Consider the following 26770-nt stretch of genomic DNA (forward strand, 5'->3'; position numbering starts at 1 on the left):
AACATTTTCTTAATTATTTATCTTGACATAATTTACATTACTTTCAGAAATTTATATTAATTTCTGAAAGTCTCATTGACATCTCTAAAATCATATGATATATTAAAATTTTTTACTTTAATACTTTTATATGATATACTTTAAGTATTACATATAAGGAGGTGGATATTTTGTTTTCAATTGGAGAAAAAGTCGTTTATCCAATGCAGGGTATTGGTGTAATTGAGAGGATAGAAAATAAAATGTTTTCTGGTAAGGGTAAAGAGTACACAATAGTTAAAATTCTATCAAACAATCTTGAAATAATGATTCCTACTGATAGAATATCAAATTCAAATTTACGTAAAATTAGTGATAGTTCTACCTTAGAGAATGTATTGTTTAATCTTACTAATAATAATTGTGAATTAAAAAGTGTACCTACAAAAGAAAGATATAAGATTAATATGGATAAAATCAAATCTGGTTCACTTAAAGATAGCGCTGAAGTAGTCTATGATTTAATACTCATGAATAAAGAGAAAACATTAAATACAAGTGAAAAGCAGCTATATAATACTGCTCATAAATTCTTAGTTGAAGAGGTCTCTCAAATTAAAAATATTACTCAAAGCGAAGCCACAGATTTTCTTAAATTAAGTTTCAATTAATTGATTTCATAGATCTTAAATTACCATTTTTCTTAACTTAAACTTAAGCTGCCTAATGATATTAATTTTATATTATTAGATAGCTTAATATCCCAGCTTTTTTCTTATATCTCATATAAGAAACTCACTATATATTTTTACTACTTTAAAACATTCACTCTTTCAAAAAATGATTATAAAATTAAAAAAGCCATAAGAGTAAACTCTTATGACTTAATCTTAAAACAGAAACTATCTTCTGTTGTTTTGTTGCTTTCTAGCTCTTCTACAATCAGCACATCTTACTGGTTCATTTTCAAAACCTTTTTCTTTGTAGAATTCTTGTTCTCCAACTGTGAATACAAATTCTTTTCCACAATCTTTACATACTAATGTTTTATCTTCCATTTTCAATTCCTCCAAATTCAAAGACTTAGTTAACTAATATTTTCTCATAAGGAGAAATTTTAATATAATTAAATCTTTTATATATTTCGTTCCTCATGGAACTCCTTAAGTATAACACACACGCTTTTAAAATACAACATAAAACTTTAGCTATTTTTCTCAATTATTTCCCTTAATTTTCTAAATTTCAAAAGAATAAAACATAAAATGAGCTTGCATTATCTACACTCTTGTTAAATTCAATATCTGCTCTAGTCTCAGTTATATTCTATACAGTGTCTCAAAAATTTCTGATCGAAACAAGAAAAGTTTTAACATTATAATTTAATATATAAATACCTATTCTTTAAACTTAAATTTAAAATATATGAAAAACCTCTGTATTTTGAAGCTATTTAAATACAGAGGTTCATATATTATTAAAAGGTAATATTTCATAATAATATAGCATTTAAATGTGGAAACTACATTACATAGATGCTTGAGACAGCAATGGCAAAGCCATCTTCGCAACTTGAAATAATCCTTTTGGGGGCTTAGTCTTAGTACAAAAAATCATTTATTTTAAAATAAAAAATGAGATAATAAGGCCTTAATAAATCTTTGAGACCTCATCATCTCTGCTCTTAAACATATTAATATGATATCAAATGTTTAATGCACATTCAACAATTACTTAAAACTTTTAAAAAATGAAAGTATAATCATTTTTTACTTTATTATATTAACTCTTAATTTTTACTATACTTATTAAAAGTTAATATTTTAGCTCTATTACTTCAGGCGAAGTCTTCTTAATTGTATATATCCGAAAATTCTATATTAATTTTTTCAACATAACTTTTATTTACCGAATCATTAAACAAAGATTCTTTCTCGGGCTCATCCACTAATTCACATGGAATGCTTATAGTAAATTCAGTTCCTTGTTTAACATTACTTTCTACTGAAATAGTTCCTCCATGCAATTCTACCAATGACTTTACTAGTGAAAGACCTATTCCACTTCCTTCATGATCTCTTGTAAGAGATTTATCTACCTGCACAAAGCGCTCAAAGATTGAATTTAATTTTTCCTTTGGAATACCCCTTCCAGTATCCTTTACTCTAATACATATATTTTCAAAACAATCTTCAATGTTAACAGTAATTTCTCCACCAGTAGAAGTAAACTTTACAGCATTTGATAATAGATTCAAAATAACCCTTTCCATTTTTTCAGGATCACAAGCAATAACTTTTTCTTCTGTGTCCGTATCAAAAATAAGAGATATTCCTTTATTTTCAATGTAATCTGCAACAGATAAAGTTATATCTTCTACAATGCTAACTATATTGACATTCTGTTTGCTAATATCAAAATATCCAGAGTCTATTTTAGTTATATCTATTAAATTATTTATAAGCCTTAAAATTCGATAACAGTTTTGCTTCATTATTTTAATATATTTTGTTTTATTCACATTTTTACTTTTTAATTCATAATTCCTTAAACTCAATTCAAACATTTGCAACGCTGAAAAAATTACATTAATTGGAGTTCTTAATTCATGAGATATATTAGAAAAAAATTCCGTTCTAATTTTATCATACTCTTTAAGCTCATATATTTTTTGTCTTTCTTCTTTAACGCTTTTTTCAAGTTCATCCATATGTGTTCTTTCAGTTATATCTATAGCAATCATTATAAACAACTTGTATCCATTCCGAAATTCTCCTATACACGCTAAATAAAAATTCCATATGCGTATATCTCCCTCTTTAGTTTTTACAAAAAATTTCCCCTTATCTTCTCCAGTTTTTAAATCAGCCATATCTGTACAAAATAAATTAGTTTTAAATATATCTGATACATTTATCCATTTTGATATTACCGTCATATCATCAATTGTATACCCTGTAATATTCGTCCAGGCCTTGTTAATTTTCTTTATCCCTCCCTCTTCATCATACAGCATTATCGGAACTGGTGCTCCTTCTATAGAATAACGAAATTGTTTCTCATTTTCTTTTAGAGCTTCTTCCACTTTTGTTCTCTCATTAATTTCTTCTTCTAACAATACATTGAATTTCTTCAATTCCAATGTAATATCTTCTAATTGTTGCTTCTTTTCTAGAACATTTCTTTCCAATTTCTTATTTTCCCTTTTTAGTTCTTCATTCAGATTAATTAATTTATCATATATTGATTTATTCCCGTACTTTTCCAATTGATTAGTCATAAACTTCACTCTTAGATATATTCCGATACGTTTAACAACTTCACTCTCATTGAATGGAATTACTAAATAATCACTTCCCCCTGAAGCAAATACTTTATTTTTGTCTAACTTCTCATATTCACTAATAAAGATAATTGGGACTTCCTTAAGTTTATTATTTTTTTTTATATTTTCGCATAACTCATATACACTCAAATCATGTGAATCAATATAAATTAGAATCAAATCAGGTATCTCTTTTTTTATATTCTCTATTGCTAATCTATATCCAAAAATCATATTCACATTATCATATCCATGTATTTTCAAAATATTAATTAATTCATTGATGTTACTATGAGTCTGATTAACAATAACTATGTTAGTTTGATTTAAATGAAATCTCTCATTTTCCATTAGCCATGACCTCATTTCAATATATTTTAATTGGATTTTCAAAAATATAGCTACCTATTGATTAAAAACAATTTCCCATCATATCAAAAAATTGCAATTTCATTAATATTGTGCCTTTATATTCCAATTATAACATATTGCAACTTAATATAACTTAATTTTCAACAAGAATTATTTTATTCAATTTATTACATAAATTGACACAAAATAAAGTACCAATTTCTTAATGGATTATAGAAATTGGTACTTTTTATTTCATTTTTTGTTACTACAATAAGAATTTAATATTTTTTCTATTTAAAATCCTCTATTCTTATTATATTATCTATTTTATTAACCGACTTTAATTTTTTTATTTCTGTGATAGCATTATTAATTAAATTTTCAAATGTCCTATGAGTTACTAAAACTATTGTTACTTGCCCATCTTCTTCATCACCTTTTTGAATTACCGAACGTATACTTACATTGTTCTTTCCAAGAATTGCTGTTATTTCTCCAAGAACCCCTGATTCATCTAATACAGTAGCCCTAATATAATACTTACTCTCTACATAACCCATATCTAGGATTTCTCTTTTCCATAAGTTATTCTTTACTACAGGATTAGGGTTTTCTGTTTCAACATTATTTCTTACTATAGAAACAATATCACTTACTACAGCACTACCTGTTGGAAGATCACCAGCGCCTCTTCCATAAAACATTAAGTCTCCAACCGCATTTCCTCGTATGAACACTGCATTATATGAATCATAAACATTTGAAAGTGGATGCTTCTTAGGAATCATTGTTGGATGAACTCTAAGCTCTACTTTACCATCAGTTTCTTTTGCAATTGCAAGCAATTTAATTCCCATTTTAAATTCTCTTGCATATTTCATATCAACAGCTTCAATTTTAGTGATGCCTTCTCTATATACATTTTTTACATCTATTTTTGATCCAAATGCTAATGATGCAAGTATAGCTAATTTATATTGTGCATCGTATCCTTCTATATCCGATGTTGGATCAGCCTCTGCATAGCCTTTTTCTTGTGCTTCTTTTAAAACATCATCAAAATCAGCGCCTTCAAGCTCCATTTTGCTTAAAATATAATTCGTTGTGCCATTGACAATTCCATATAAGGTTTCTATTTTGTTAGCAGTTAAACTTTCATCTATTCCTTTTATTATTGGTATACCTCCAGCTACACTTGCTTCATAGCTGAACATTATTCCTTCATCATCAGCTTTTTCAAAAAGCTCATCTCCACCAGTTGCAAGCAGCATTTTATTTGCAGTTACTATATGCTTCTTCTTCTCCATACATTTAAGCATATAACCTCTTGCCGGCTCAATTCCTCCCATTACTTCCACAACAATCTTGATACTGTCATCTTCTAATATCTCATAGAAATTTGTAGTCACAAGTTCATCTGGAATATCTACTCCTCTTTGCTTATTCTTATCTCTTACAAGGACTTTTGCTACTTCTACTTCGTATCCACATCTTTTCATGATTTCTTCTTTATTAGAATTTAAAATCATCCAAACACCACGACCAACATTCCCCAATCCTAGTAGTGCTATTTTTACTTTTTTCATTTTGTGCCCCCCTTAAGTCTATCTATTATCAATAATAGTATACCTATTAATTATAATTCCTATATTAATTTTTGGCTATATTTTTTTATTTTTCATTCTACATTTAGGCAAAAATCACCTTAGAACTTATCGATAATTTGAAGGTAATACGAAGTAATTAAAACATTTTTATGTCAAATCGCATTTTATTTCAATTGAAGCATATAATTTTATATCCATACTTTAGGAGTGTGATTTTGTGTTTAAAAAATTTAACTATTTAAAGCTTAACAGAAAAATTAATAAGGATACTAGAAATAAAACAAGGTTCTTAAAAAAGCTTTTTCTTTCTATAATCCTAATACTTTGCTTTATTAGCATAGGATTTATAATTATATTAAACACATATCTAAACAAAATAAATAAAACCGATATTGACATTAACGAAACTTTTTCTAATCAGGGAGATACCCCTTCAAGCAATGAAGGGAATTTTGTTCAAAAAACTAGTTCTGACATAACTAATATAGCTTTATTCGGAATAGATGAAACTGAAGGAATTGCTGGACGTTCAGATTGTATCATGATTTTAACAATTGATAACAAGCATAAAGAATTAAAATTAAGCTCTATAGTAAGAGATTCTTATGTAACCATCCCTACTAAAAATAATAAAGACAAAATCAACCATGCTTATGCTTTTGGTGGACCTAAACTTGCAATTGAAACTCTTAATGAAAACTTTAATTTAAACATAGACAAATTCATTACCGTTAATTTTTCATCATTACCTAAAATAGTTGATGACATTGGAGGAATTACATTAGATATAACTAATGATGAATTAAAATATATAAATTATTATATATACGAGTTAAATAATATGAACGGTACTAGTTCTCCATATATTACGACTTCAGGTTCTCAAAAAGTTGACGGAACACAAGCTTTGGCTTATTGTAGAATAAGGTATACAGACGGCGGAGATTTTGAGAGGAGTCAAAGAAATAGAAACGTACTAAATCAATTGCTACAGAAATCTAAAGCTATTTCTATAACTCAATATCCATCACTTTTAGATGAAATACTTCCTATTATTAATACTAATTTAGGAAAAACTGAAATCTTTTCTCTGATAAAGAATTTGAATTCACTAAAAAATCAACCTTTATTGGAAGATAGATTTCCATATGATGAGGATGGAAATGGAAAACTTATAGATGGGATTTATTATTATGTGTTTAATGAAGAATCTACCACTCAGAAAATACATTCGTTTATATTTGAATAGAATAGAGAATACTTTATTTTTTATATTCAGCAAAGCACATTAATAAACTTTAATATAACTAATAATACTACTGAAATAACGTCTGTAATATTTGTTCACAGACGTTATTTTATATATGAAGTTAATTTTGATTTGTCGTAAAGTAATTATAAATACTGACTTAATACTTCTCCAGATCATTTCCAGGTAACATCTTTTTTAATTATTTTAGCCGGTATTCCTGCTGCTATACAATTATTAGGAAAATCGTGAGTCACAATAGATCCTGCTGCTATTACTGTACCATCACCAATCCTAACCCCTTTTAGAATCATTGCTCCGCTACCAATCCAAACATGATTGCCTATAACAATTGGTTTAGTTTTTTTGTATCCTTCATTTATAATCTCATGTGCGTCCGAATCCATAATTGTTACATTATGTGAAATAGCAACATCTTCTCCTATTTTTATTGATTCAGTACACCTTATTTTTACATTTGAATTTACAAAACCACTCCCTATCTCAAGTTTAGAATTTTTAAAGCAAATAATATCTCCGCCATAATATACCGAAAAATTTCCAACAACAAATTCTGAGTTTTCATCCATTCTTAAAATAGTTGTACGCCCATTATCTTTTATCATATTATAATTTAATTTTAACTTTTCATCGACTTTTATTTTGCTTGTTTTATTAAGAATTAACCTCGTACCTTTATAGCAAATTATCTTATTTTGTTTCTTAACTCCTCTAAGCCACAATGTATTTAGAAGCTCAACATCTAATAATCTCATCTATTATACATCCTTCTTTTTATTATTAGTCTAATACAATAGTATGCATTAAGTATGTTAATTTTAATTTGTTTTTTTAAGCTGTTCTTGGGAATACAGCTATCAAGCAGATGCTCAAAATCCTCATTGTCTAATCTAGATAAAAACTTTTCTCTATTTTTAGTCTTTTTAGGGCTTTCTAACATTGTAGGATCACCTTTTATAAATTTATCCAAACCTAGTTGTTCTTTGTAAATATTGTTAGAAATATGTTTTAATAACCTTTCTCCCTTAACTGAATTCGTCATTATCATTGAAACTCCATCAGAGCTTCTCATATCTATAAGATAATTTTCCACACCCCAAAAGTCAGCCAAAGTGATATCTGCAACTCTAGGAAAACCATTATACTTACAATCGTGACACGAATCTCTCATAAAACAGTTATATTCAAGATATCCTTTCATAAATCTATCCGTATATCTATCCTTTATATAAGTTTTTCCATTTTCAAATTTTATTTTTGTAGAGAATCTATTCCATCCATATCTCTTATTTTTAAATTTTACATAAGAAACCTTGCTGTTATATTTGTCTTCTAGTAAATCAAGAAACTTTCGGAAAACCTTAGGTGAATTTACGCCTCTACAAATAAAATCTACAGTATACAAATTTTCATATTTTTTATCAAGGTAATTATAAAGTCCTGCTATCTGACACGGTGTAGCTACAATCATAACAACTTTATTTAATTTCAATTTTTCTTTTATTAAAAGAAAACAATTTTCAATTCTACTTTGAACATATTTTGAGCTTCTTAATAAATAGATATCATTAACATTATTGGTAACAATATGCCTCACATTCCATTTCTCATCATAAACCGCTCCACATACATATCCACCACTTTTCATAATTACATTAGCTAATTCAGAAAATATTCCTCCTGATGTGCTATCCAAGCGAACATTTGAATCCTTAGACCATCCTGCATAAACTTGAGGATTTTCTTTATTTTCACACTTAAAATTAAATACAGGACATTTCTTTACACATGCACCGCAATGAATGCATGTTTCCTCAACAATTGGCATATCAAATCCTTCTTGATTAGGTTCAATTCTTATGGCATTAACCGGACATGCCAACTTACAAGTATAACAACCGCAACATTCTATATCTGATATAAGTTCATTGACATTTTCTTTCATAAATCCACCATCCTTAAAGGACTACATAATAGTATTTATACTTAGATATTTTATTTATTAAAATTATTCATAATCATTACTTCAGTATATAATAATCTTTTCCTAGTAAACTCCTTAGAACTCTCATTGTTGATTTCAATGAGATATCTAGTATTTTAAAATTAATTCGGTGATACATTATTTTGTCTTTTAGAGATAACGAATTATATTTCTTTAACGCATCATACTGTTCTTTTCCAATACGTTTATTCTTAAATTTATAAGCTAAATCCAATCTACGCTGTATATACTTCAGTTCTATAATTTGAAATAATTGTTTTTCCTCTTTTAAATTCAATTCTTTTACTACTGTTTTTAATAATTTTTCGTGAGCATATATAGTAGACAATAGCTTTTCAAATTCAGTATCCTTTCTTGAATGGCTATCGCTTCTTACTAAATAATAATATAAATACTCATCTAAATAACCACATTTACCATAATATGATATAGGTAATAGTAATTGATAATTCTGTCCTGCCCATTCATCGTATATGTGTCTTTGTGGATTCAAATTTAGAAAAGTATTGCTTCTAAGCATATATGCACCTGGAGCAAAATAAACGTTCTTTTCTAAAATCAAATCCATAAATAGATTATCATTCTCTTTAGGTGGAATTCTAGAATACATACCTATTTCTTTAGATAGATCTTCTGAATCAAGCATACGTGTTTTACAAATTAATATATCTACATCAAGATGCTTTTCTAAATATTCTACTTTATGCTTAATATTATTTTTATCTAATATATCATCTGAATCTGGCCAGGTTAAATAATCTCCTTTGAAAATTTTTAATCCCTTATTTATTGCAGATGACTGTCCACTATTTTTTTGATATATATATATGAAATTAATTCCCTTTTTCTTAAAGCTATCTGTGTAACTAAAGACTATTTCTTCTGTTTTATCTGTAGATCCATCATTTATAAAAATAAATTCGATATTAGAATATGTTTGTTCTAATACTGAATTAAGATATCTACGTATAAATTTTTCACCATTATAGCATGGTGTTATTATTGAAACCAACTTTTCGCTCATAGTCATCATATTCCTTCCTATTAATTAATTATCAACTTTCTTATAATTTTATTTAATAATTTTGTCTTTACATATATTGCATATTGAAATTCTTGCGTTTTTCTAAAAAAAATTATAAGTAATATATTAGGCAGCAACAAACAAATAACAGATGTACTTATTAAATAAAACAAAACATTCATATTTATAAATACTTGATTAATTATAAGCTTAATCATGCATACACAAATCATAATTGAAAATATCCTCTTTATATATAGCTTAAAATAATCCATACTGCTTGTTTTAAAAATGAGTTTATATACTATTATGGGACGATATATATTAGGCACTAAACTACTTATAAGTGTCCCTATATAAATACCAGGAAGGCCTAACTTTACTGCTCCTGCTATTGATACTAGTAAATTAAGAATAGATTGAATGATTGGAGCCCATTTATCCTGCTCAAATACTCCTGCTGCTGACTTAACATTAGCTAATGGAACTCTCATACCGGTTAAATAATAATTTATACATAATAGTGCAACTGTTATATTATCAATTAGCTTATCAGAACCAATCCAAATTGTTATAAAAGGGGTTAGCAAAAAATATAAGCATATACTTGTCCATCCAAAGAACCAAAATGCAAAAAAATCATACTTGTTAAACACATCTAATCTTTTTTTTTCTTCTTCAGTTGCTATTAAATTTCCTAATCCCGCACTTGCAGCATTAAAAAATCCCATGACAAACCTATTAATCATATCAATAATCATGGTAAAGTTAGAAACTAATCCAACAGTAGTAATATTAATAAATACAGATGTTATAATATTATCTGTTTGATATATGCACACATCTCCAACCTTATGAAACATCATGGCTTTAACTTTACTTATTATATTTAAAGTTTCCTTTTTAGACAGTCTTTTACATTTTTTCTCCAGCAAATATGTGTATCTGTTGTTAATATAATTATTAATATAAAAGTTTTTCAATAATCCAATAATAGATGCTGAAATTAAATATAAAATATAATTTCTAAAACCTAATAATATAACCATTTGAACAATTAATGTAATAACACTAGTTACCATATTAATATTAGTTAATAAATATGATTTTTGATCAGCTGCTAACAATGTTGCCTTATATGATAATAAATAGGATGTTACTGTATTAAATAGAAATATTAAATAAATAAGATGAATATGAGCTATTCCATTGTCATTTTTTATTAAAATATTTAAAAAAGGAAATATAGAAATTCCTAATGTGGCAACAACTAGCGCAATCACCCTGTATGAATTTCTATAAAACATCATAAGACCACATAACTTTTTTTCATCTTTATCTGCAAGTGGTTTATACAGACTAAAGTTTATTGCTTCACCAATGCCTAATTCCGTTAGTGATAACATAGATAATATATTTATAAATAGTCCATTTACTCCAAGATATGTTGTTCCCAATATGTAAATAAAAATAGTTCGTGATATAAATCCTAAAGCAGTAGATAATATAGTACTAATTGTTGCCCAAATAAAATTTTTTGCTGCATATTCTGTTCTTGACACAATTTTCCCTCCTAAATGAATACCTAATAATTATTAATAACATCAAAAGTGTTCATTTTATACTTATATTGTATTCTCACACTTATGTGAATAATACCAAAATACTTTTAACCACATTGGTTTAATTTTACATATTTAATCAAATCACACATATACTTTTATTATTATTGATACAAAAATATTATGTATTTGATGAAACTAAAAAAGAAAAAGTCCATGAGTTTGTATTTAAAATTAAAGATAGGAGAAAATCATAATGAAAAAAATGATAAAAAGTATATTAAAGCAAATTAGATACTTCATCTTAAATTTATCCTTTATAAAAAAACTTTCTAAAAAACCGTTAATGATAAATGATTTTAGTGGATATAATCAACCTTACCACCCTTCGGTTTTATATTTTAAAGATAAATTTAATAACTACAAATATTGGATGGTTCAAACACCATACCCTATAGGCGGATTGCCCTATAGAGATCGCTGGGAATGTCCATGCATATATTGGTCAAATGATGGCATAAAATGGCATACAGATTCCAAAGTAAATCCAATAGATGATCTTACTCCTAAAGAAATTAAAAATGGAGATTTCCTTTCTGATCCCCATTTAGTATATAAAAAAGATATCAATATATTAGAATGTTGGTATCGAATAACTCATATGAATATTAATAATTCTGATAAAAGATTACAATATCCTACTATTGTCATAAAGAAAACAAGTTATGACGGTTTAAATTGGAGTGACAGAGAAATTATGATAGATCTTCAAGATTCAAATAATACGATTGGGAATATGATTCGAAGTCCATCTATTATTTGGGATAATAAAAAACAAATATATAGAATGTGGTTTGTAGATTCTCTTCCAACTATTTGTAATAGAAATATAGTATATGCTGAAAGCAATGACGGAAAGATATGGTTCAATAGAACCTTAATAACTATGTGCAGTTATATAGATCCATGGCATATTGATGTTAATTATTTCGATAATAAATATCACTTAATTAACTATACTAACAATACAGGACACCGTGGCATTAATTATTATGAAAGTATTGATGGTATTAACTTCAAATTTGTAAAAGAATTATTACATCCATCTAAAATATCAATAAATGAATTCTATAGTTGTAATTTATATAGAAGCTGTGTGCTTAAAGTAGATGATGAAATCAGAATATATTTTACGGCAGAAAATGAGTTCAAGTCATCGTTAGGTCTGCTAAAAGGCCGTAGCTTTTTTAAATTAAAAGTATTCGATGGTACGTCTTCTGCAAATAAATCAATATAATTTAAAAGTAAGCAGTTAATAGTGAGTTACATTGTTCGCTATTAACTGCTTGCCATTTAAAGTATAAACTTTAATCTATTCCTTACAAAATTGTTGCAGCTCTAAATACCTAGTTAATATACATTATACAGTTTCTATAGATAAATTTTTTAATTTATTCCTACCTATTCTTAAGAAATAACTAATAATTTTCTTCCATATATATGCCATGATTAATGTAGTTATAAAGCATATTAAATGAAATAACAATTTGTATCTAACTAAATGTAGATACTTAGATAGATTATTCGCTAAATCTAAAATCCTTTCATGAAATAAATATATTTCAAAGCTATGTGTTCCTAAAAACGTTAAAAATGTTAACTTTAACACTTTTAAGTTTATAATATACTGCAAAATAATTGTTGTACCCATACATACAGGTAATGTTATCAGCATAAACGGATACCACCATAATCCATAACTCGCTCCATACTCCTTTAAATAAATTGAAGTTATAAAAATAATAATTAATCCTAGAATTAAACCAGAAAAACTTAATATTATAGATGCTCTATTACACTCTTTACCTATGTTAATCCAATACCCCACTAAAATTCCAATTAGGAATATTGGAATTCTTGTGGTGAAAATCAACAAATATTGCATTGGTGAAGAACTAATCATCACACTTAGCAGTATTGCACAGCTAATGGCAATACCTGTTGTAATATACTTATTTTTATGTTTGAAAAAATATAAAAATATTGGTGTCATGAAATATAACATTATAATAGCTGGTATGAACCAATCAAATCGATTTCTTGTATCAAACCAAAAACTTAATGTAGTTAAATTCATAATTAATTCACTTATTGACATTTTCCCAATTACCAAATAAAATATCCCCATCATAAATACTACTGGCAAATATATTGGTATAATTCTTAATAATCGTTTCTTATAAAAATGTAACGTATTTCTACATCTTTGATTTGAATAATATAATCCTAATCCAGATAGCATTAAAAATAAATCCACTGATCCAATACTAATTTTTCTTATTATAGATAAAATAGGTATTGATGATATGTCATTAGTTGAATGATAAAATACAACAAACAAAATCGCAATTCCCATTAGTTGAGTGCGATATATGCTAATTAATTTATAATTATAATTTTTAAGCACTAATTATCCTCCCCTTCATATCCGTACCACAGTTTTCAAAATTCTTAATACACTTCGAAATTCAAAATGATATAAAATATTTACACTGCAGGTTTATAAGAAATAATATACTAAATCACATACGATTAACTATTATTTATACCCCATTTCTTTAATAGGGTTTAGAAGTTTTTGGGTTGTTACTAGTTTCATTTTTTTAAAAGAATCATATAACAAGCATGAAAACATGCATACTAACAAAATAAATACAAAATTTCCTACTATAGTATTTGTCATTGCGCTTATACTAAATTTAGAAATATGTGAAAATACTAATTTTAATATTCTTATAATCAATGGATGAAGAAAATATATAGGCATAGAGTAACTGGTAATTTTTTTTATATATTTATTATTAACGTTTGTCCGTAATGTGAATATGAATATTCCTACGGATGCAAATATAGTAGTTAAAAAATACTCTCCAAAATTTGATCCTAATAATAATTTCCATAAATGTTTTTCCATAACTTGTGCTGAACAAAATCCAATAGAAATAAGTAAAATAAAATTATTATTAAATTTGATTTTATTTATGTTTATTTTTGATATATATATTCCAAGCATAACATAAAATAATCCATAGAAAAGAAAGTTTCGAGTTACATATAAAGGTAATTCTTGTTGAAATACTTGTTGTGCCAGATTAGAAAGAATTATCCCAATTAAATATAATATACTACTTGCAATAAACAAGATATTAAATTTATTTAATTTATTAAAAATATAAACAATCATCATTACCCAAATTATATTAATTACATACCATAAGTGAACCCCTATGGTAGGTGCAATTAAAATATACTTTATATTCATTAATAGGTTATCATTAAAAGTTGAGAAATCCCTCTTAAGTATTGCAATAATAAATTCATAAAATATATAAACTGCTTCGTACTTTAAGTAGTATCTTGCTAATTTTATCATCTGATGATTTAAAGCTCTTGTTATATTAACTGATTTTGCAATAAAATAGCCTGTAATCATAAAAAATATTGGTACACTAAATCTAAAAATTGTATCCATTATAAAGCCTAAGTGCATACTAAACGGATTGTGAATTATAACTACAGAAAAAATTGATACTAATTTTAACAAATCCATTGATTGATTTCTTTTCATTTCTTATCTCCCATAGATATTAACAAGTTTACTCTACACTAAATTCACTATTATTAATATTAGCCTTAGATTTTTGATTTTTTCTGAATTTTATATTATCTGACACTTCATTTAACTGATCTTGTACTATTTTACTTGCTTCTGACACCTTAATATCTATTTTTTTTATTAAATTGTCGTAGTTTTCTAAAATATAGTTAACCTTCTCATCTACAAGTTCACTTATTTTGCCACTTCCCCACAATTCCTCATCTGTACATTCAATCACCAATTCTTTCATATCCATACCTCTGCTAATAACACCTTCATATTTAACACTATATGACAGAGTAATTGTTGGCTTTCTCATGTATAACGTTGATATTGCAGCATGCATCCTTCCAGTTATAGTAAACAATCCATTCCCCAAAATTTCTCTTGCCGCTGATGCCAACAACTCATCATATATAGCAGTAATTCTTTTTTGATATATAATCTCCAGCCTATTTAATATCTCCTTTATAACTCCCCTGTCATCATTATCTTTTGGTCTTGTTACATGTGGTAATAAAACTACCTTTTTATCTTTCAACTTATCATTAATCAAAACCTTTTTTATTATATTTACTTGTTCTTCAATATATTTATCAAATTCATTTGTATAACATTCAATTAATCCAGAAGTGACTATTGTAACATATCCATTTGCTTCAAGCTCATACTTATCTAATATATTCTTAGCCTTATATTGCATAGGTAATTCACTAAATGCTAAATCCCTACCAAATTTTGCATTTTTAAAACCTAAATCTAATAAATATTCTAAACATTTATCATCTCGAGTATAAATTTTAGCATTTTTAAGACTTAATCTGGCAAGCTCTCCTCTACCTTGTGTAAATGGACCAAGAGTTTGCCCGAGTAAAATTATATTTTTATTTTTACTTTCTTCTTTTAGCTTGGCTAATTCTTTCTCTAACCCTTTGATTGAATAGTATTCTGATATATCATCTCCTCCAATAATTATTACGTCATCTATTTTATTTACAATTCTATTTAGAATCATTCTTTTTAATTTATTTATGCATCTTCTAAAGAAATCTTTTCTATACTCTATATTATATCTAATAATATTCTCTACTCCTGTCTCATCTTTTAACCTTTCTAAATCTTTATCACTGCTTGCATCAACATAAAATTTAACATCTTGAATACTTTTATTAATAGCCTTTATCGTTACTATTGCCATCATAAAACTTCCATTATTAAAAGTATTACTTATATGTCTTATATTTATCTTCATATACACTACCCCATAAATTACTCTAATAACGCTTTCTTCACTTTATAATAAAAATGTAATACCCTAATATTAAATAAAATAAATTTAATCTTATGTTTAAATGATATATTTAAATCAAATAATATCTTGTATATTGAAAAATCTTCTATTGTATATTTTTTATAAAATTCTTTCCCACACTTAACCTTTAAACTTAAAGCATCATATATAAATGCAATTTGTGATTTTAACATAAACAAAAAGCATTTGCTATCTTTGATATCAGTATTTTTTCTTGCATACTTATAAATTTCTGTGCATGCAAAATAACGATCATCTATCAAAGTTTTAATCTTTTTATGAAGTGTAGAATCCAAATGTTGTCTATAATTATATAAAGGTTCATTTATAAATATTATTCGCTGTGCTGTACTTACCAGTTTAAACACAGGTAATAAGTCTTCTATTATTCTGCCTTTTTCAAAGTGCATTTCATTTTCTAAAATATTTTTACTTAAAAACATTTTATTGCATAAATATCCCTGAACTTTTCCGTCTAACATCATTTCCATAACTTCAACATTTGTATATATTCTATTTTCATTCGAATCAAAAACAATCTTTTCTCTATCTTTACATTCAAAATCATATACTTTTTTATATGCGCAAATAGCTATATCTGCAAAATTTATTTCAGACTTATTATACATCTTCTCCAACATATCAAATTCAATAAAATCATCTGCATCTAAAAATAGAGTGTACTTTCCTCTTATTTGACCTAATGCTTTGTTTCTTGCTTCGGCTTGTCCTTTATTTTCCTGCTTTAAATATTTTATATTTGAATGTTTTTCTAAATAATTAAATATTATTTCCTCTGAATTATCATTTGATCCATCGTTAACTATTACTATTTCAAAGTCTTTAAATGTTTGATTATAAACAGACTCAAGCATTTGTGCTAAATATTTTCCGCCATTGTATACTGGAATTATTAATGTTATAGCTATATTTCTCATTCTTTACCCTTCTAATCTATTACAATTTATAAATTTTCAACCTTCTCATCTAAAGTCCGATGCCTTTATTAACTTTACTTTCTAAGTTTTTATTTATTAATAATTTTTTAATCATGGATTTATATTTCATTATATATACATAAATACCAAACTTATTTAATATATACTTTTTTTTATGCTCAGAATTAAGAGCACTTTTAAAAAATATATCTTTATAACTTATATCATAATTATATTCATTGAAATACTTATAATAATTTTCATTTATTTTCTTTGTATTAAAATCGAAGTGTTTATAATATAACTCTAAAATAGAATTCATAAAACTCACTTCAAAAGCTTTTTTATAGTCTGTTAGTTCTTCGAATAATTTATTCTCATTCATAAAGTTTATAGATTTTTTAGTATTATTGTTATAGTCTTCTAAGTGTTTTTCTGTAATTCCACTTGTTATATTTCCGTCCCTTTGCCTATATTTATAGTAAGCTTTATTTACTAAATATATATTTTTTGCATAAGTAAATAATATTAAGCTCATGTAGATATCCTCATAATATACTCCTTCTTCATACACAATATTATTTTCTATAAAAATGCTTCTTTTATATATTTTATTCCATGCAAATCCTTTAATCCTATCACTCAAATATAATTTCAGCACTTCTTCATTATTTATAATCTTATTGTAATTTTTCTTTTTTGTACTTAAATACCATTTCTTTTCTCTTTCATTATCTTTAAATAATTCTACATCGCACATTACAATATCCGAATCAGTTTTTTCTGCAATGTCTAGCATATTTTTAAACATGTTCTTTTCTATATAATCATCACTATCTATAAATCCAATGTATTTACCAGCTGCTAATTTTATTCCTATATTTCTAGCTGCTCCTGGCCCTCCATTTTTTTTATTTACCTTTTTTATGAATTTATACCTTCTAGTAAACTTATCTATTATATCTTCGCTTCCATCAGTAGATCCGTCATTTATTACTATAATTTCGAAATTATCAATATTTTGATTTACAATACTATTTAAGCATTCTTCTAAATAGGCTTGAACATTATATACAGGAATTATTATACTTAATTGAATCATACATTTTCTCCTTTTATACAACCAATATAATTCATTCTTTCCGACTAACCTGATTTTTTTATAGCTTTATTTTTATTGTTACATATACCTAATAATATATAGGTAAATAACACAAATAAAATCATATTATCAGCTTTAAAAATCAAACCATTATATGTGTTAATATCTATTACCTTTATAATAAATGCAAATAGTAAATAGAATTGTTTATATTTTAAAAAATATAGAGTAGGATAAATAATAAGATAAATAATTATCATACATAAACAAACTACTCCATACTTATACAATAAAATTCTAAATGGATACTCTAATGAAGCAGTTGCATAAACTTCTCCCACTATATCTGCAAAAATCGAATGAATTCTTTCTCCATATCCAGAAAAAAATTTATAATCTATAAAATTTAATTCTTTAATATATTGAATAGATTCACTTCTACCTGTTGTTAAGCTTTCACTTTGAAACCTTAATATGACAGTATCAAAGAAGCCTATACAATACGCAGTAAGAATTAATATAAATGATATTATTATGTTTTTAAATTTAGCATCCTTAATTTCTAGACCTACTATGCATGATAAAATTAGTACAATTCCAGTTTTACTTCCCGTTAGTAACACTCCTATTAATGATATTAATGTTACCAAATTCTTATTTAATAACTTTTTTTCACATATACTATTTAGTAAAAAAAAATATATGAATAACTCTTTAGTAAATAAAGGATGTCCCATAAATGAAGTATATCTATATAATATTAATTCACTAGTATTATCACTAATCCAATCATTCAACCCCGGCGCAATATACTCGCCAACAAATTTCATTATGGAGAAATTTATAAATGAATCTACAATCCCAATACTAAAAATAATAATAATAAAGAAATTAATTATCTTTAAACACGTTATTAATATTTCTTCAAAATTCTTTTCTTCCACTCTAATTGTAAATAACAGCATTGGGATAAATACCATGCAAATATTTCCTATTATAATTGTTATTGAATTAGAATTTATAAAATAATCTATTATAAATGTGTATATCATTATGAAAAGTAGAAAAATAAGCATTGTTGGATTTATAGACTTTTTGTTTATATATATATATATAATTACAGTTATAATGAATATTACATTTATATTTGCACCTGATTTAAACACAGCTTCCCTTATGTAAAATGAGAATAAAAATATAGAAAAACATATCCATGCGAATATACGTTTATTCATATCATTTATACATGCTTTATCCAAGCTCATTCCTCTCTTTCAATGTTACTACTATGAAAAACTTTTTCATCCCACTTTTTAGTATTATAGAGACTCTTCTCATAAAATAGAATTATATTAATGATACTTTAACTAGCTGTGATTTCATAAACTTTATATAAGTTTTCCATCATTGATTCAATATTAAAATTCGATATCACATATTTTTGAATCTCATCACTCTTCATTTTGTCTATATTTTTAATAATATATTTTATTTTATCTGCTAAATCATAATAATTTTCGCTTTCAAATAACATTCCATATTCATTATTCCTAATTATCTCTTTTGGTCCATCAATGTTACTTGCAACACAAGGCACCCCTTTAGCCATAGCTTCAATTAAAGCTATTCCAAATCCTTCATATCTAGATGGCATAACAAATATGTCTATTGAACTCAATAATTTAGGAATATCATATACATTGCCTAAAAATTTAATATTCTCTTTTACTCCCCATTCTTCACATATCTTTTTTAGTTTCTCTAAATTATCATTTTCTTCTATAGGCGCCTCTCCTGCAAATAAACATTCTATATTATAATTTTCTTCTTTTAATTTACTAATAGCCTTTATTAATATGTCTTGACCCTTTTTTTCCGGCATTAATCTCGAAACATTTCCTATAATAAATTTATTTTTATCTACTCTTTTTTCTTCTTTATCACTTTTAAATTTTTTTAAATCAATAGCATTATATATTCTAACTACTTTACTTTCTGGAATTCCTCTAGATAGTATTTCTTTTCTTACAGCTTCTGATATTGCAATAATTTTTTTACACACAAATTTATCAATTACAGTTTCATATTTTTTTAATCTTAGATAAATCTGAGTATCATGTACTGTTGTAAATATTTTTATTTTTGGTTTTATAATTTTACAAAGTAATGAAAACTTAACTGAATTTTCACACTGACAATGTATAATATCAATATTATTTTTAATTACTGATTTTGTATACTTTATAATATATTTAAGCTTACTTCCCCCAACCGGCCTATCTAAAATAATAACTTTTACATTTTGCTTAATTTTATTAATTAAATACTCATCATATTTTTTATTAATTATACATAAATATATTTTACTATTTCTCCTGGTTGCAGCTGTATTTACAATATCAACCAAAAGTTTTTCTATTCCTCCTATTGTAAGTGAAAATGTAACATATAATATGTTCATATTTATTCTCCTATTAATAGTTTGTTATTTATATACTCCCTTAACATATATACAGTTAAATTAACTATGTGAACTATCAAGTAACTTCATTACATTTAATCTTTTCCGTTTTAGAAAATAAGCTGTTATACACTGCTTCTGTACTATAAGTACTCTCATTCCAGTTATATCTTTCTTTAATATATTTTTTTCTTTCTTCACTATTTTTTTTATATGAGTCACTGCTTAATGTTAATAAAATCTTATTTTTTAGACTATCTACATTTCCTTTAATAAAAGTAGTTCCTAAAATATCATAATTTATAACACTTTTATTCTCGTCTATATCGCTAGTTACGCAATATTTTCCATATGATAATGCTTCTAACAGACTTAATGGCATACCTTCAATATCAGATGGTAACACATAAAATAAGCAATTTGTATATAGTTCATTCAATAATTGTCCAGACACATTTCCTGTAAATATAATATTATCATTTCCTCTTGATAAACTTCTTAAGTACTTCATATATTTTTTAGTAAAACTATCGCCTCCTGCTATAACAAGTTTTACATCTATATTTAGTTGATTATATGATTGAATTAAATAATGAGCTCCTTTTTCTGGAACCAGCCTTGCTAAGAACAATATATAATCATTTTCCTTTAATTTATATCTTTTAATTAAACTCGCTCCTATACCTTCTTCTATGTTAACTCCATTGGGTATAAAAATTGTATTTAAATCATCTCTCTTTTTATACTTACACACGAGATATTTCCTTATATTATCCGATACACAAATAACCCTATCTGAAAAATTTCCTACTATAAATTCTCCAAACTTCAAATATGCTTTTCCAAATTTGCCCCACTTATCTCTTTTCCAATCTAATCCATGTACTGTTACAATTACTTTTTTCTGAAATAATTTAGGAATGAAACTTAACGATGCCGGACCTAATGCATGATAATGGTAAACCTCATAGTTATTATATAGAGCATTTGCTGTAGCTTTTAATGTATACACAATTGCATCTAGTGACTTGAACTTAAATGTCTTTATTTTTATTAATCTTATGCCTTTATATTCTTTCATATTTTTTTTCATGAAAGTATCTCTATAATATACTGTAACTTGATGACCTTCCTTAACTAATCTCATAGATATTTCTTCAACATGTTTTTCTACTCCACCAGCACTTGTTGCAATACCTTTTTGTCCAATCATTGCAATCCTCATTATTTCTTCCTTTCTATAAATGATTTATTGCTTGGTATTTAATAATGTATTTCTTTATTTGAAATATCTTATAATTTAAATCTCTTATTTACTTAACACCTCATCATATATTTCTATTAACCTATTTATATGAAATTTTTTATCATATTCATTTTCTGCAATTTTTCTTCCTATGACTCCCATTTTTTTAGTTTCTTCCGGATTATTTATTAAATAATTTATCTTCTCAGCTAAATCTTCTTTATCTCCATTTTTGAAAATAAGGCCATTCACTTTATCTTTGATTAATTCTGGTATACCACCACAGTCTGATCCCAATACTCCTTTTCCATATGCCATTGATTCAATTATTGTCATAGGACAATTTTCATACCATTCAGAAGGAACAACTATAAATTTAGCTTCCCTTACTATGTGCTCTAGCTCATTTCCGTCCTTGAAGCCTAAAAATTTTATGTTATTGATGTTTAAGTTATAAGCTTGCTCTTTTAGTTCATCTCCAAGTGGTCCATCCCCAACTATATATAAATCAATATTTTTTATATGTTTCATAGCTTCTATGAGTGTTTTAATTCCTTTTTCCTCTGATAGTCTTCCTATATATGCAAAATAATTGCTAGTTACTTTAAAGTTTGGGGTAAATTTATTTACATCTACAAAATTAGGTAGATATTCAATCTTTTCTTTTGGTAATCCAAATTCAATAAGTTTCTGCTTATAAAATTTGCTTGGACAAATAAACTTATCTACATAAGAATAACTTTTAAGGTACTTATTCACATACGCCTCTAAAACACAAACCATACTATTCAATTTTGAGCCTTTTATACAATTATGCTTTACACAATTGTAATATCTACCACCCTTACATTCTTCACAAATTCCATTAGAATTTAACATTTTATAATTTGGACAAATAACTTTTAAATCATGTACTGTATTAACAATCTTTACATTATTATCTTTAAGTGCATGAATAATAGATGGAGATAACTGATGTTGAAATATGTTCAGATGAGCTATATCAGGCTTCTTATCTTTTATGAGTTTATTTATTTTATTCTTCGCCTCAATTGAATAAACAATTTTAACAGCGTTTTTTATTTTTTCCAGTAAGTTCATGTTTGAATAATCTATATTTTCAACAAAGTATTTCTCATAATTGTTCTTATAATTTTTTTCGTCTTTCATAGAAAACAGGCTCACTTCTATATTATTTTCTTTTAATAATTCGTTAAGCTCAAAAAAATATGTTTCGCTTCCACCTTTTTTATAATAAAACTTATTTACCGACAATACTTTCATCATTTTTCCCCTTCATAATAGTTGCAATATTTATCGCGTGTGTTTTCTACTGCATACAATACAGTTCCTATTATGTTTGCACCTACCATGTTTAATAACCCCTTCGCTTCAATAACTACATCTTTCTTTGTTTTAGCTGCTCTTACTACTAAAACAGTTCCATCAGCTTTTGTTGAAAGTATTTGAGCATCAGTAACTAAATTTAGCGGTGCTGTATCGAGTATTACAATATCATAATCTTGCTTTAATTTTTCTATTAAATATGACATTGCAGATGAGGCTAACATTTCTGACGGATTTGGTGGTATTTTCCCTGAAGTCAAAAAGTAAAGATTGTCATTATGTTTCTGTACAGCTTCTTCAATCTGAACCTTTCCTAATAATATTTCTGAAATTCCTATTAAGTTTGATGCATTTAAATTAATGTGTACTGATGGTCTTCTCAAATCACAATCTAGGAGAATAACCTTTTTTTCGCTTTGTGCAAATGTTAATGCTATATTTTGGGCTACAGTTGATTTTCCTTCTGACATTTCAGCACTCGTAACTACTAAGGTTTTAATTTCATTATCAAAGGAAGAATATTGTATATTAGTCCTCAAGGTTTTGTAAGCTTCTGCAACTATTGATTTTGGATTATCTTCTACTGTATACATAACATTTCTTTTCCTTTTTAACACCTTTTTTCTTTTATTATGTTTCTTAAATAACAGCATAATATCCTCCTCTATTGATTAATAAAATCAGGAATAGCACCTAATACTGGCAAACCTAATTCTTGTTCCATTTCTTCCTTATTTTCAAAAGTATTATCTAAAAATTCTAAGAAGAGACTTAATCCAATACCTATCATTAATCCAGTAAAAAATGAGATTACTATAATTATTTTCTTATTAGGACTTACTGGCTCCTCAGGAATCCTTACACTTTCGATTATTTTTACATTACCATTTGGTATAAGCTGTTTTGATTCAGACATAAATTCACTTGTTATTGAATCTAAGATATTTTTAGCTACCACCTTATCTTTATTTATATAGTTGATTTCTAAAATTTGAGTATCTGTAGTTGGTGTAACTTTTAAATTTTTAAGTACATCCTTTGATTTTAAGTCTAATCCTTCAGCATCAATTGCTTTTTCTATCAAGTCATTAGTTTGAATGACCTCAGCATATGTTTTTAATAATTTTTGATACATTTCCACATCATACCCACTATAATTCTCATCTGCTACACCTTTATTTATTGCCCCTTCTTTTCCTATGAAAACTTTAGTCTTGGTCTCATATTTAGGAGTAATTATAAAAATGCTTGTAATTATGGATAGAATGGTTATAATGACTGTTATAAGGCATATTAATTTCCACCTTTTCTTCAATGCGGTTACTAGTTCTTGAATTTTTACGACATCCTCATTCATCTGCTTCATTCTCCATCTAAATATTTTTTTGTTATAGTTCTTTCTTCAAACTCATATATTCTGCTCTCTCCCATTTGTTCATTAGTAAAAGTCAAATAATTTTACACATTATTCTCCTTATTATTACTAGCAGTTCACTTACTTTATCTCTATATAAATTATTAATATGTTACATAGTAATTTTTATTCCATATCTATCCATTTAATTTTTTTGTTTTTTTCTATAGGGAATCTAATTGGTAGCTTGTTTCATAAATTATCCATAGATTTTCTATATTATAAGTTCCTCATAAAAAGCAAAAAAAATAATAGGATAAACATTTACTTTAAATTTGAGAAATGTTTATCCTATTTTATATATTATATATCTTAACTCTAGGAATTTTTTCTTATAGTCTTATCTATTTAAATCTTTATTATATAACTTTTTTGGATTAGGTTAAATAAATTTCTCCCTAAAAAAACAATCTAGCCTTTCCAGATATCCTAACCTTATCATGCGCATACTCGCATTCAAGCACTCCACTTCTTTTAGATAATTGGTGGGCAGTCATCTTTGTCTTTCCTAAAATTTTTGACCAATATGGAATTAGAGTACAATGAGCTGAACCTGTAACTGGATCTTCTAAAACTCCACAGGATGGCGCAAAATACCTTGATACAAAATCTGAATTTTCACCTTTTGAAGTTACTATAATTCCAAAGTTATTTATTAATTTCAAAACTTCCATGTTAGGAGTTAATTCTTTTATGTCTTCTTCATTATCATATACTGCCATTAAATCTCTTGACTGATATACTTCTTTGGGTTCTTTTCCTAAACCTTTCACTAACTGTTCTTCTATTTCAGACTTGATTCCCTCTCTACTTGGGAACTCCATAGTCATACTATCTCCTTGCTTTTCTACCGTTAATATACCACTTTGGGTTGTGAATTTTATTATATCTGAATGATAATGTAAGATTTCAAATAATACATAAGCTGTAGCAAGAGTGGCATGTCCACACAAATCTATCTCTTCTTCTGGAGTAAACCATCTAAGTTCACATATATTATCCTTAATAACGCAAAAAGCAGTTTCAGACAAATTATTTTCCATAGCTATATTTTGCATTGATTTCTCATCAATCCATTTATCTAATATACATATTGATGCCGGATTTCCTTTAAATAATTGTTCAGTAAATGCATCAACTTGATACATTGGTATTTTCACTGTTTCTACCTCCTTACATATACTCTTATTGTAACTCTTTTATAATAATGATCAATTAATTAATATTATATTTAATCAAAATAATCCATATACAATAGGTAAAAATATAGCCGGAAGTAAATTGGCAACTTTTATCTTAGATACCCCTAGCATATTAAATCCAAGTCCCACAATTAAAAGACTTCCAACTGCTGACATATTGGCTATTACACTATCAGTGAGCACTGTGGAAAGTCCTCCTGCTAGAAGCGCAATGCTTCCTTGGTAAATAAATATAGCTATCGAAGATAACATTACTCCTATACCTAAAGATGATGCAAATATTATTGAAGATACTCCATCTAATATTGATTTTGCAAAAAGAGTACTGTTATTTCCTTGAAGACCACTTTGAAGCGATCCTACTACAGCCATTGCACCGACACAAAATAGCAAACTTGATGTTACAAAGCCTTCAGCTATAGAAATCTTTTCTTTTGTAGCATCTTTTCTTTTACTATTTATTTTTTTCTCTATAAACTCCCCTAAATTGCTTAACTTATTATCAATATCTATGATTTCGCCAATTAATGCGCCTATTGCTATGCAGATTATTATTTGCAATGTATCTTGTCCCTTAAGTGCTCCTGCTATACCTATATATAGTACACATAAAGCCAATCCATTCATTATAGTCTTGCTAATCTTTTCTGTTAACCTTCCTTTTACAATAAGTCCTATTAAACATCCACCTATTATTGCTAACGAATTAACTATTGTTCCTAACATTTTACTTCCTCCATGCTCTATCTATATAATTTTTCAATAATCAAATTAATTTATATTAAAATCATTTAATAATTCTAGTTCCAAATACAAAACAAAAATATCAAAACTTTTATTTCGCCTATCAGAGTATGTACTGATTAATTATAGCATACTTCCTCTTAACTGTAATTTACTATTACATATAATTAAACCGTATAATATTTTTTACTATTTAATTAATTCCAAAAAATACAATGAG

The 26770-nt window shown here is 26.4% G+C and carries 23 protein-coding genes; 3 read left to right on the forward strand and 20 right to left on the reverse strand.

Annotated features, from left to right (window positions below; genetic code table 11):
- Window positions 1-161 precede the first annotated feature (161 nt).
- The gene (locus tag CLOBL_RS07905; protein ID WP_242953800.1) at window positions 162-650 is read left to right on the forward strand and encodes a CarD family transcriptional regulator; all 489 of its coding nucleotides are present in this window, start codon (window positions 162-164) and stop codon (window positions 648-650) included.
- Between the two features lie 231 nt (window positions 651-881).
- Here CLOBL_RS07905 and CLOBL_RS07910 read toward each other — a convergent pair whose 3' ends face one another.
- The 3 genes from CLOBL_RS07910 to CLOBL_RS07920 form a co-directional block, all read right to left on the reverse strand.
- Window positions 882-1037, reverse strand: a complete 156-nt coding sequence (locus CLOBL_RS07910) for a zinc-ribbon domain-containing protein (protein ID WP_008420855.1) — start codon at window positions 1035-1037, stop codon at window positions 882-884.
- Between the two features lie 794 nt (window positions 1038-1831).
- Window positions 1832-3655, reverse strand: a complete 1824-nt coding sequence (locus CLOBL_RS07915) for an ATP-binding protein (protein WP_077858522.1) — start codon at window positions 3653-3655, stop codon at window positions 1832-1834.
- Between the two features lie 293 nt (window positions 3656-3948).
- Window positions 3949-5244 (reverse strand): homoserine dehydrogenase, encoded by a 1296-nt coding sequence (locus tag CLOBL_RS07920; RefSeq protein ID WP_077858523.1) that lies wholly within the window; start codon window positions 5242-5244, stop codon window positions 3949-3951.
- Between the two features lie 238 nt (window positions 5245-5482).
- Between CLOBL_RS07920 and CLOBL_RS07925 the strand changes: the two genes are divergently transcribed.
- Complete coding sequence (locus tag CLOBL_RS07925; protein WP_077858524.1) at window positions 5483-6514, forward strand: LCP family protein; 1032 nt, start codon at window positions 5483-5485, stop codon at window positions 6512-6514.
- 176 nt (window positions 6515-6690) lie between these two features.
- On the opposite strand, the gene CLOBL_RS28925 is transcribed toward CLOBL_RS07925, so the two are convergent.
- From CLOBL_RS28925 to CLOBL_RS07945, 4 genes are all read right to left on the reverse strand, one after another.
- Window positions 6691-7290: an acyltransferase gene (locus CLOBL_RS28925; protein ID WP_077858525.1), complete on the reverse strand. Its 600-nt coding sequence runs from the start codon at window positions 7288-7290 to the stop codon at window positions 6691-6693.
- On the reverse strand, window positions 7287-8480 hold the full coding sequence (locus CLOBL_RS07935) for a Coenzyme F420 hydrogenase/dehydrogenase, beta subunit C-terminal domain (RefSeq protein ID WP_077858526.1): 1194 nt from the start codon (window positions 8478-8480) through the stop codon (window positions 7287-7289). The genes CLOBL_RS28925 and CLOBL_RS07935 overlap by 4 nt, the downstream gene beginning before the upstream one ends.
- A 76-nt stretch (window positions 8481-8556) precedes the next feature.
- A complete protein-coding gene (locus CLOBL_RS07940; protein WP_179117703.1) occupies window positions 8557-9564 on the reverse strand; it encodes a glycosyltransferase family A protein in 1008 nt (335 codons plus the stop codon).
- Window positions 9565-9584: 20 nt separating this feature from the next.
- Window positions 9585-11126 carry an oligosaccharide flippase family protein gene (locus CLOBL_RS07945; protein ID WP_077858528.1) on the reverse strand — a complete coding sequence of 514 codons (1542 nt, stop codon included), beginning with the start codon at window positions 11124-11126 and terminating at the stop codon, window positions 9585-9587.
- A gap of 256 nt (window positions 11127-11382) precedes the next feature.
- Here CLOBL_RS07945 and CLOBL_RS07950 point away from each other — a divergent pair, with 256 nt between their 5' ends.
- On the forward strand, window positions 11383-12423 hold the full coding sequence (locus tag CLOBL_RS07950; protein WP_077858529.1) for a hypothetical protein: 1041 nt from the start codon (window positions 11383-11385) through the stop codon (window positions 12421-12423).
- A gap of 123 nt (window positions 12424-12546) precedes the next feature.
- On the opposite strand, the gene CLOBL_RS07955 is transcribed toward CLOBL_RS07950, so the two are convergent.
- The 13 genes from CLOBL_RS07955 to CLOBL_RS08015 all read right to left on the reverse strand — a co-directional run bounded on the left by CLOBL_RS07955 (window position 12547) and on the right by CLOBL_RS08015 (window position 26532).
- Window positions 12547-13593, reverse strand: a complete 1047-nt coding sequence (locus tag CLOBL_RS07955) for an acyltransferase (RefSeq protein WP_077858530.1) — start codon at window positions 13591-13593, stop codon at window positions 12547-12549.
- 132 nt (window positions 13594-13725) lie between these two features.
- The gene (locus tag CLOBL_RS07960) at window positions 13726-14754 is read right to left on the reverse strand and encodes an acyltransferase family protein (protein ID WP_077858531.1); all 1029 of its coding nucleotides are present in this window, start codon (window positions 14752-14754) and stop codon (window positions 13726-13728) included.
- A gap of 28 nt (window positions 14755-14782) precedes the next feature.
- Window positions 14783-16036, reverse strand: coding sequence for a polysaccharide pyruvyl transferase family protein (locus tag CLOBL_RS07965; RefSeq protein ID WP_077858532.1), 1254 nt, complete (start codon window positions 16034-16036; stop codon window positions 14783-14785).
- Window positions 16037-16053: 17 nt separating this feature from the next.
- On the reverse strand, window positions 16054-17034 hold the full coding sequence (locus CLOBL_RS07970) for a glycosyltransferase (protein WP_077858533.1): 981 nt from the start codon (window positions 17032-17034) through the stop codon (window positions 16054-16056).
- A 49-nt stretch (window positions 17035-17083) separates the two neighbouring features.
- A complete protein-coding gene (locus tag CLOBL_RS07975) occupies window positions 17084-18136 on the reverse strand; it encodes a glycosyltransferase (protein WP_077858534.1) in 1053 nt (350 codons plus the stop codon).
- Between the two features lie 44 nt (window positions 18137-18180).
- The gene (locus CLOBL_RS07980) at window positions 18181-19395 is read right to left on the reverse strand and encodes a hypothetical protein (RefSeq protein ID WP_077858535.1); all 1215 of its coding nucleotides are present in this window, start codon (window positions 19393-19395) and stop codon (window positions 18181-18183) included.
- 104 nt (window positions 19396-19499) lie between these two features.
- Window positions 19500-20597 (reverse strand): glycosyltransferase, encoded by a 1098-nt coding sequence (locus CLOBL_RS07985; RefSeq protein WP_077858536.1) that lies wholly within the window; start codon window positions 20595-20597, stop codon window positions 19500-19502.
- A gap of 76 nt (window positions 20598-20673) precedes the next feature.
- Window positions 20674-21810, reverse strand: a complete 1137-nt coding sequence (locus tag CLOBL_RS07990) for a glycosyltransferase family 4 protein (RefSeq protein ID WP_179117704.1) — start codon at window positions 21808-21810, stop codon at window positions 20674-20676.
- Window positions 21811-21906: 96 nt separating this feature from the next.
- Window positions 21907-23130: a glycosyltransferase family 4 protein gene (locus tag CLOBL_RS07995; protein ID WP_242953801.1), complete on the reverse strand. Its 1224-nt coding sequence runs from the start codon at window positions 23128-23130 to the stop codon at window positions 21907-21909.
- Window positions 23127-23783, reverse strand: coding sequence for a CpsD/CapB family tyrosine-protein kinase (locus CLOBL_RS08000; RefSeq protein WP_242953802.1), 657 nt, complete (start codon window positions 23781-23783; stop codon window positions 23127-23129). The genes CLOBL_RS07995 and CLOBL_RS08000 overlap by 4 nt, the downstream gene beginning before the upstream one ends.
- Before the next feature lie 71 nt (window positions 23784-23854).
- Window positions 23855-24547 carry a Wzz/FepE/Etk N-terminal domain-containing protein gene (locus CLOBL_RS08005; RefSeq protein WP_077858540.1) on the reverse strand — a complete coding sequence of 231 codons (693 nt, stop codon included), beginning with the start codon at window positions 24545-24547 and terminating at the stop codon, window positions 23855-23857.
- Between the two features lie 455 nt (window positions 24548-25002).
- On the reverse strand, window positions 25003-25764 hold the full coding sequence (locus CLOBL_RS08010; protein WP_077858541.1) for a PhzF family phenazine biosynthesis protein: 762 nt from the start codon (window positions 25762-25764) through the stop codon (window positions 25003-25005).
- 75 nt (window positions 25765-25839) lie between these two features.
- Window positions 25840-26532 (reverse strand): DUF554 domain-containing protein, encoded by a 693-nt coding sequence (locus tag CLOBL_RS08015; protein WP_077858542.1) that lies wholly within the window; start codon window positions 26530-26532, stop codon window positions 25840-25842.
- Between the last annotated feature and the right edge of the window lie 238 nt (window positions 26533-26770).

Source organism: Clostridium sp. BL-8 (genome assembly GCF_002006495.1).
GTDB lineage: Bacteria > Bacillota > Clostridia > Clostridiales > Clostridiaceae > Clostridium.

Coding starts and splice junctions, on each gene's coding strand:
- CLOBL_RS07975 (WP_077858534.1), bottom strand. CDS start 18,136: ATGATTCAATTAAGTATAATAATTCCTGTATATAATGTTCAAGCCTAT.
- CLOBL_RS08000 (WP_242953802.1), bottom strand. CDS start 23,783: ATGTATACAGTAGAAGATAATCCAAAATCAATAGTTGCAGAAGCTTAC.
- CLOBL_RS28925 (WP_077858525.1), bottom strand. CDS start 7,290: ATGAGATTATTAGATGTTGAGCTTCTAAATACATTGTGGCTTAGAGGA.
- CLOBL_RS07970 (WP_077858533.1), bottom strand. CDS start 17,034: ATGAGAAATATAGCTATAACATTAATAATTCCAGTATACAATGGCGGA.
- CLOBL_RS07995 (WP_242953801.1), bottom strand. CDS start 23,130: ATGATGAAAGTATTGTCGGTAAATAAGTTTTATTATAAAAAAGGTGGA.
- CLOBL_RS08005 (WP_077858540.1), bottom strand. CDS start 24,547: ATGAATGAGGATGTCGTAAAAATTCAAGAACTAGTAACCGCATTGAAG.
- CLOBL_RS07950 (WP_077858529.1), top strand. CDS start 11,383: ATGAAAAAAATGATAAAAAGTATATTAAAGCAAATTAGATACTTCATC.
- CLOBL_RS07960 (WP_077858531.1), bottom strand. CDS start 14,754: ATGAAAAGAAATCAATCAATGGATTTGTTAAAATTAGTATCAATTTTT.
- CLOBL_RS07935 (WP_077858526.1), bottom strand. CDS start 8,480: ATGAAAGAAAATGTCAATGAACTTATATCAGATATAGAATGTTGCGGT.
- CLOBL_RS07915 (WP_077858522.1), bottom strand. CDS start 3,655: ATGGAAAATGAGAGATTTCATTTAAATCAAACTAACATAGTTATTGTT.
- CLOBL_RS07920 (WP_077858523.1), bottom strand. CDS start 5,244: ATGAAAAAAGTAAAAATAGCACTACTAGGATTGGGGAATGTTGGTCGT.
- CLOBL_RS07910 (WP_008420855.1), bottom strand. CDS start 1,037: ATGGAAGATAAAACATTAGTATGTAAAGATTGTGGAAAAGAATTTGTA.
- CLOBL_RS07965 (WP_077858532.1), bottom strand. CDS start 16,036: ATGAAGATAAATATAAGACATATAAGTAATACTTTTAATAATGGAAGT.
- CLOBL_RS08015 (WP_077858542.1), bottom strand. CDS start 26,532: ATGTTAGGAACAATAGTTAATTCGTTAGCAATAATAGGTGGATGTTTA.
- CLOBL_RS07985 (WP_077858536.1), bottom strand. CDS start 20,597: ATGAACATATTATATGTTACATTTTCACTTACAATAGGAGGAATAGAA.
- CLOBL_RS07940 (WP_179117703.1), bottom strand. CDS start 9,564: ATGAGCGAAAAGTTGGTTTCAATAATAACACCATGCTATAATGGTGAA.
- CLOBL_RS07990 (WP_179117704.1), bottom strand. CDS start 21,810: ATGATTGGACAAAAAGGTATTGCAACAAGTGCTGGTGGAGTAGAAAAA.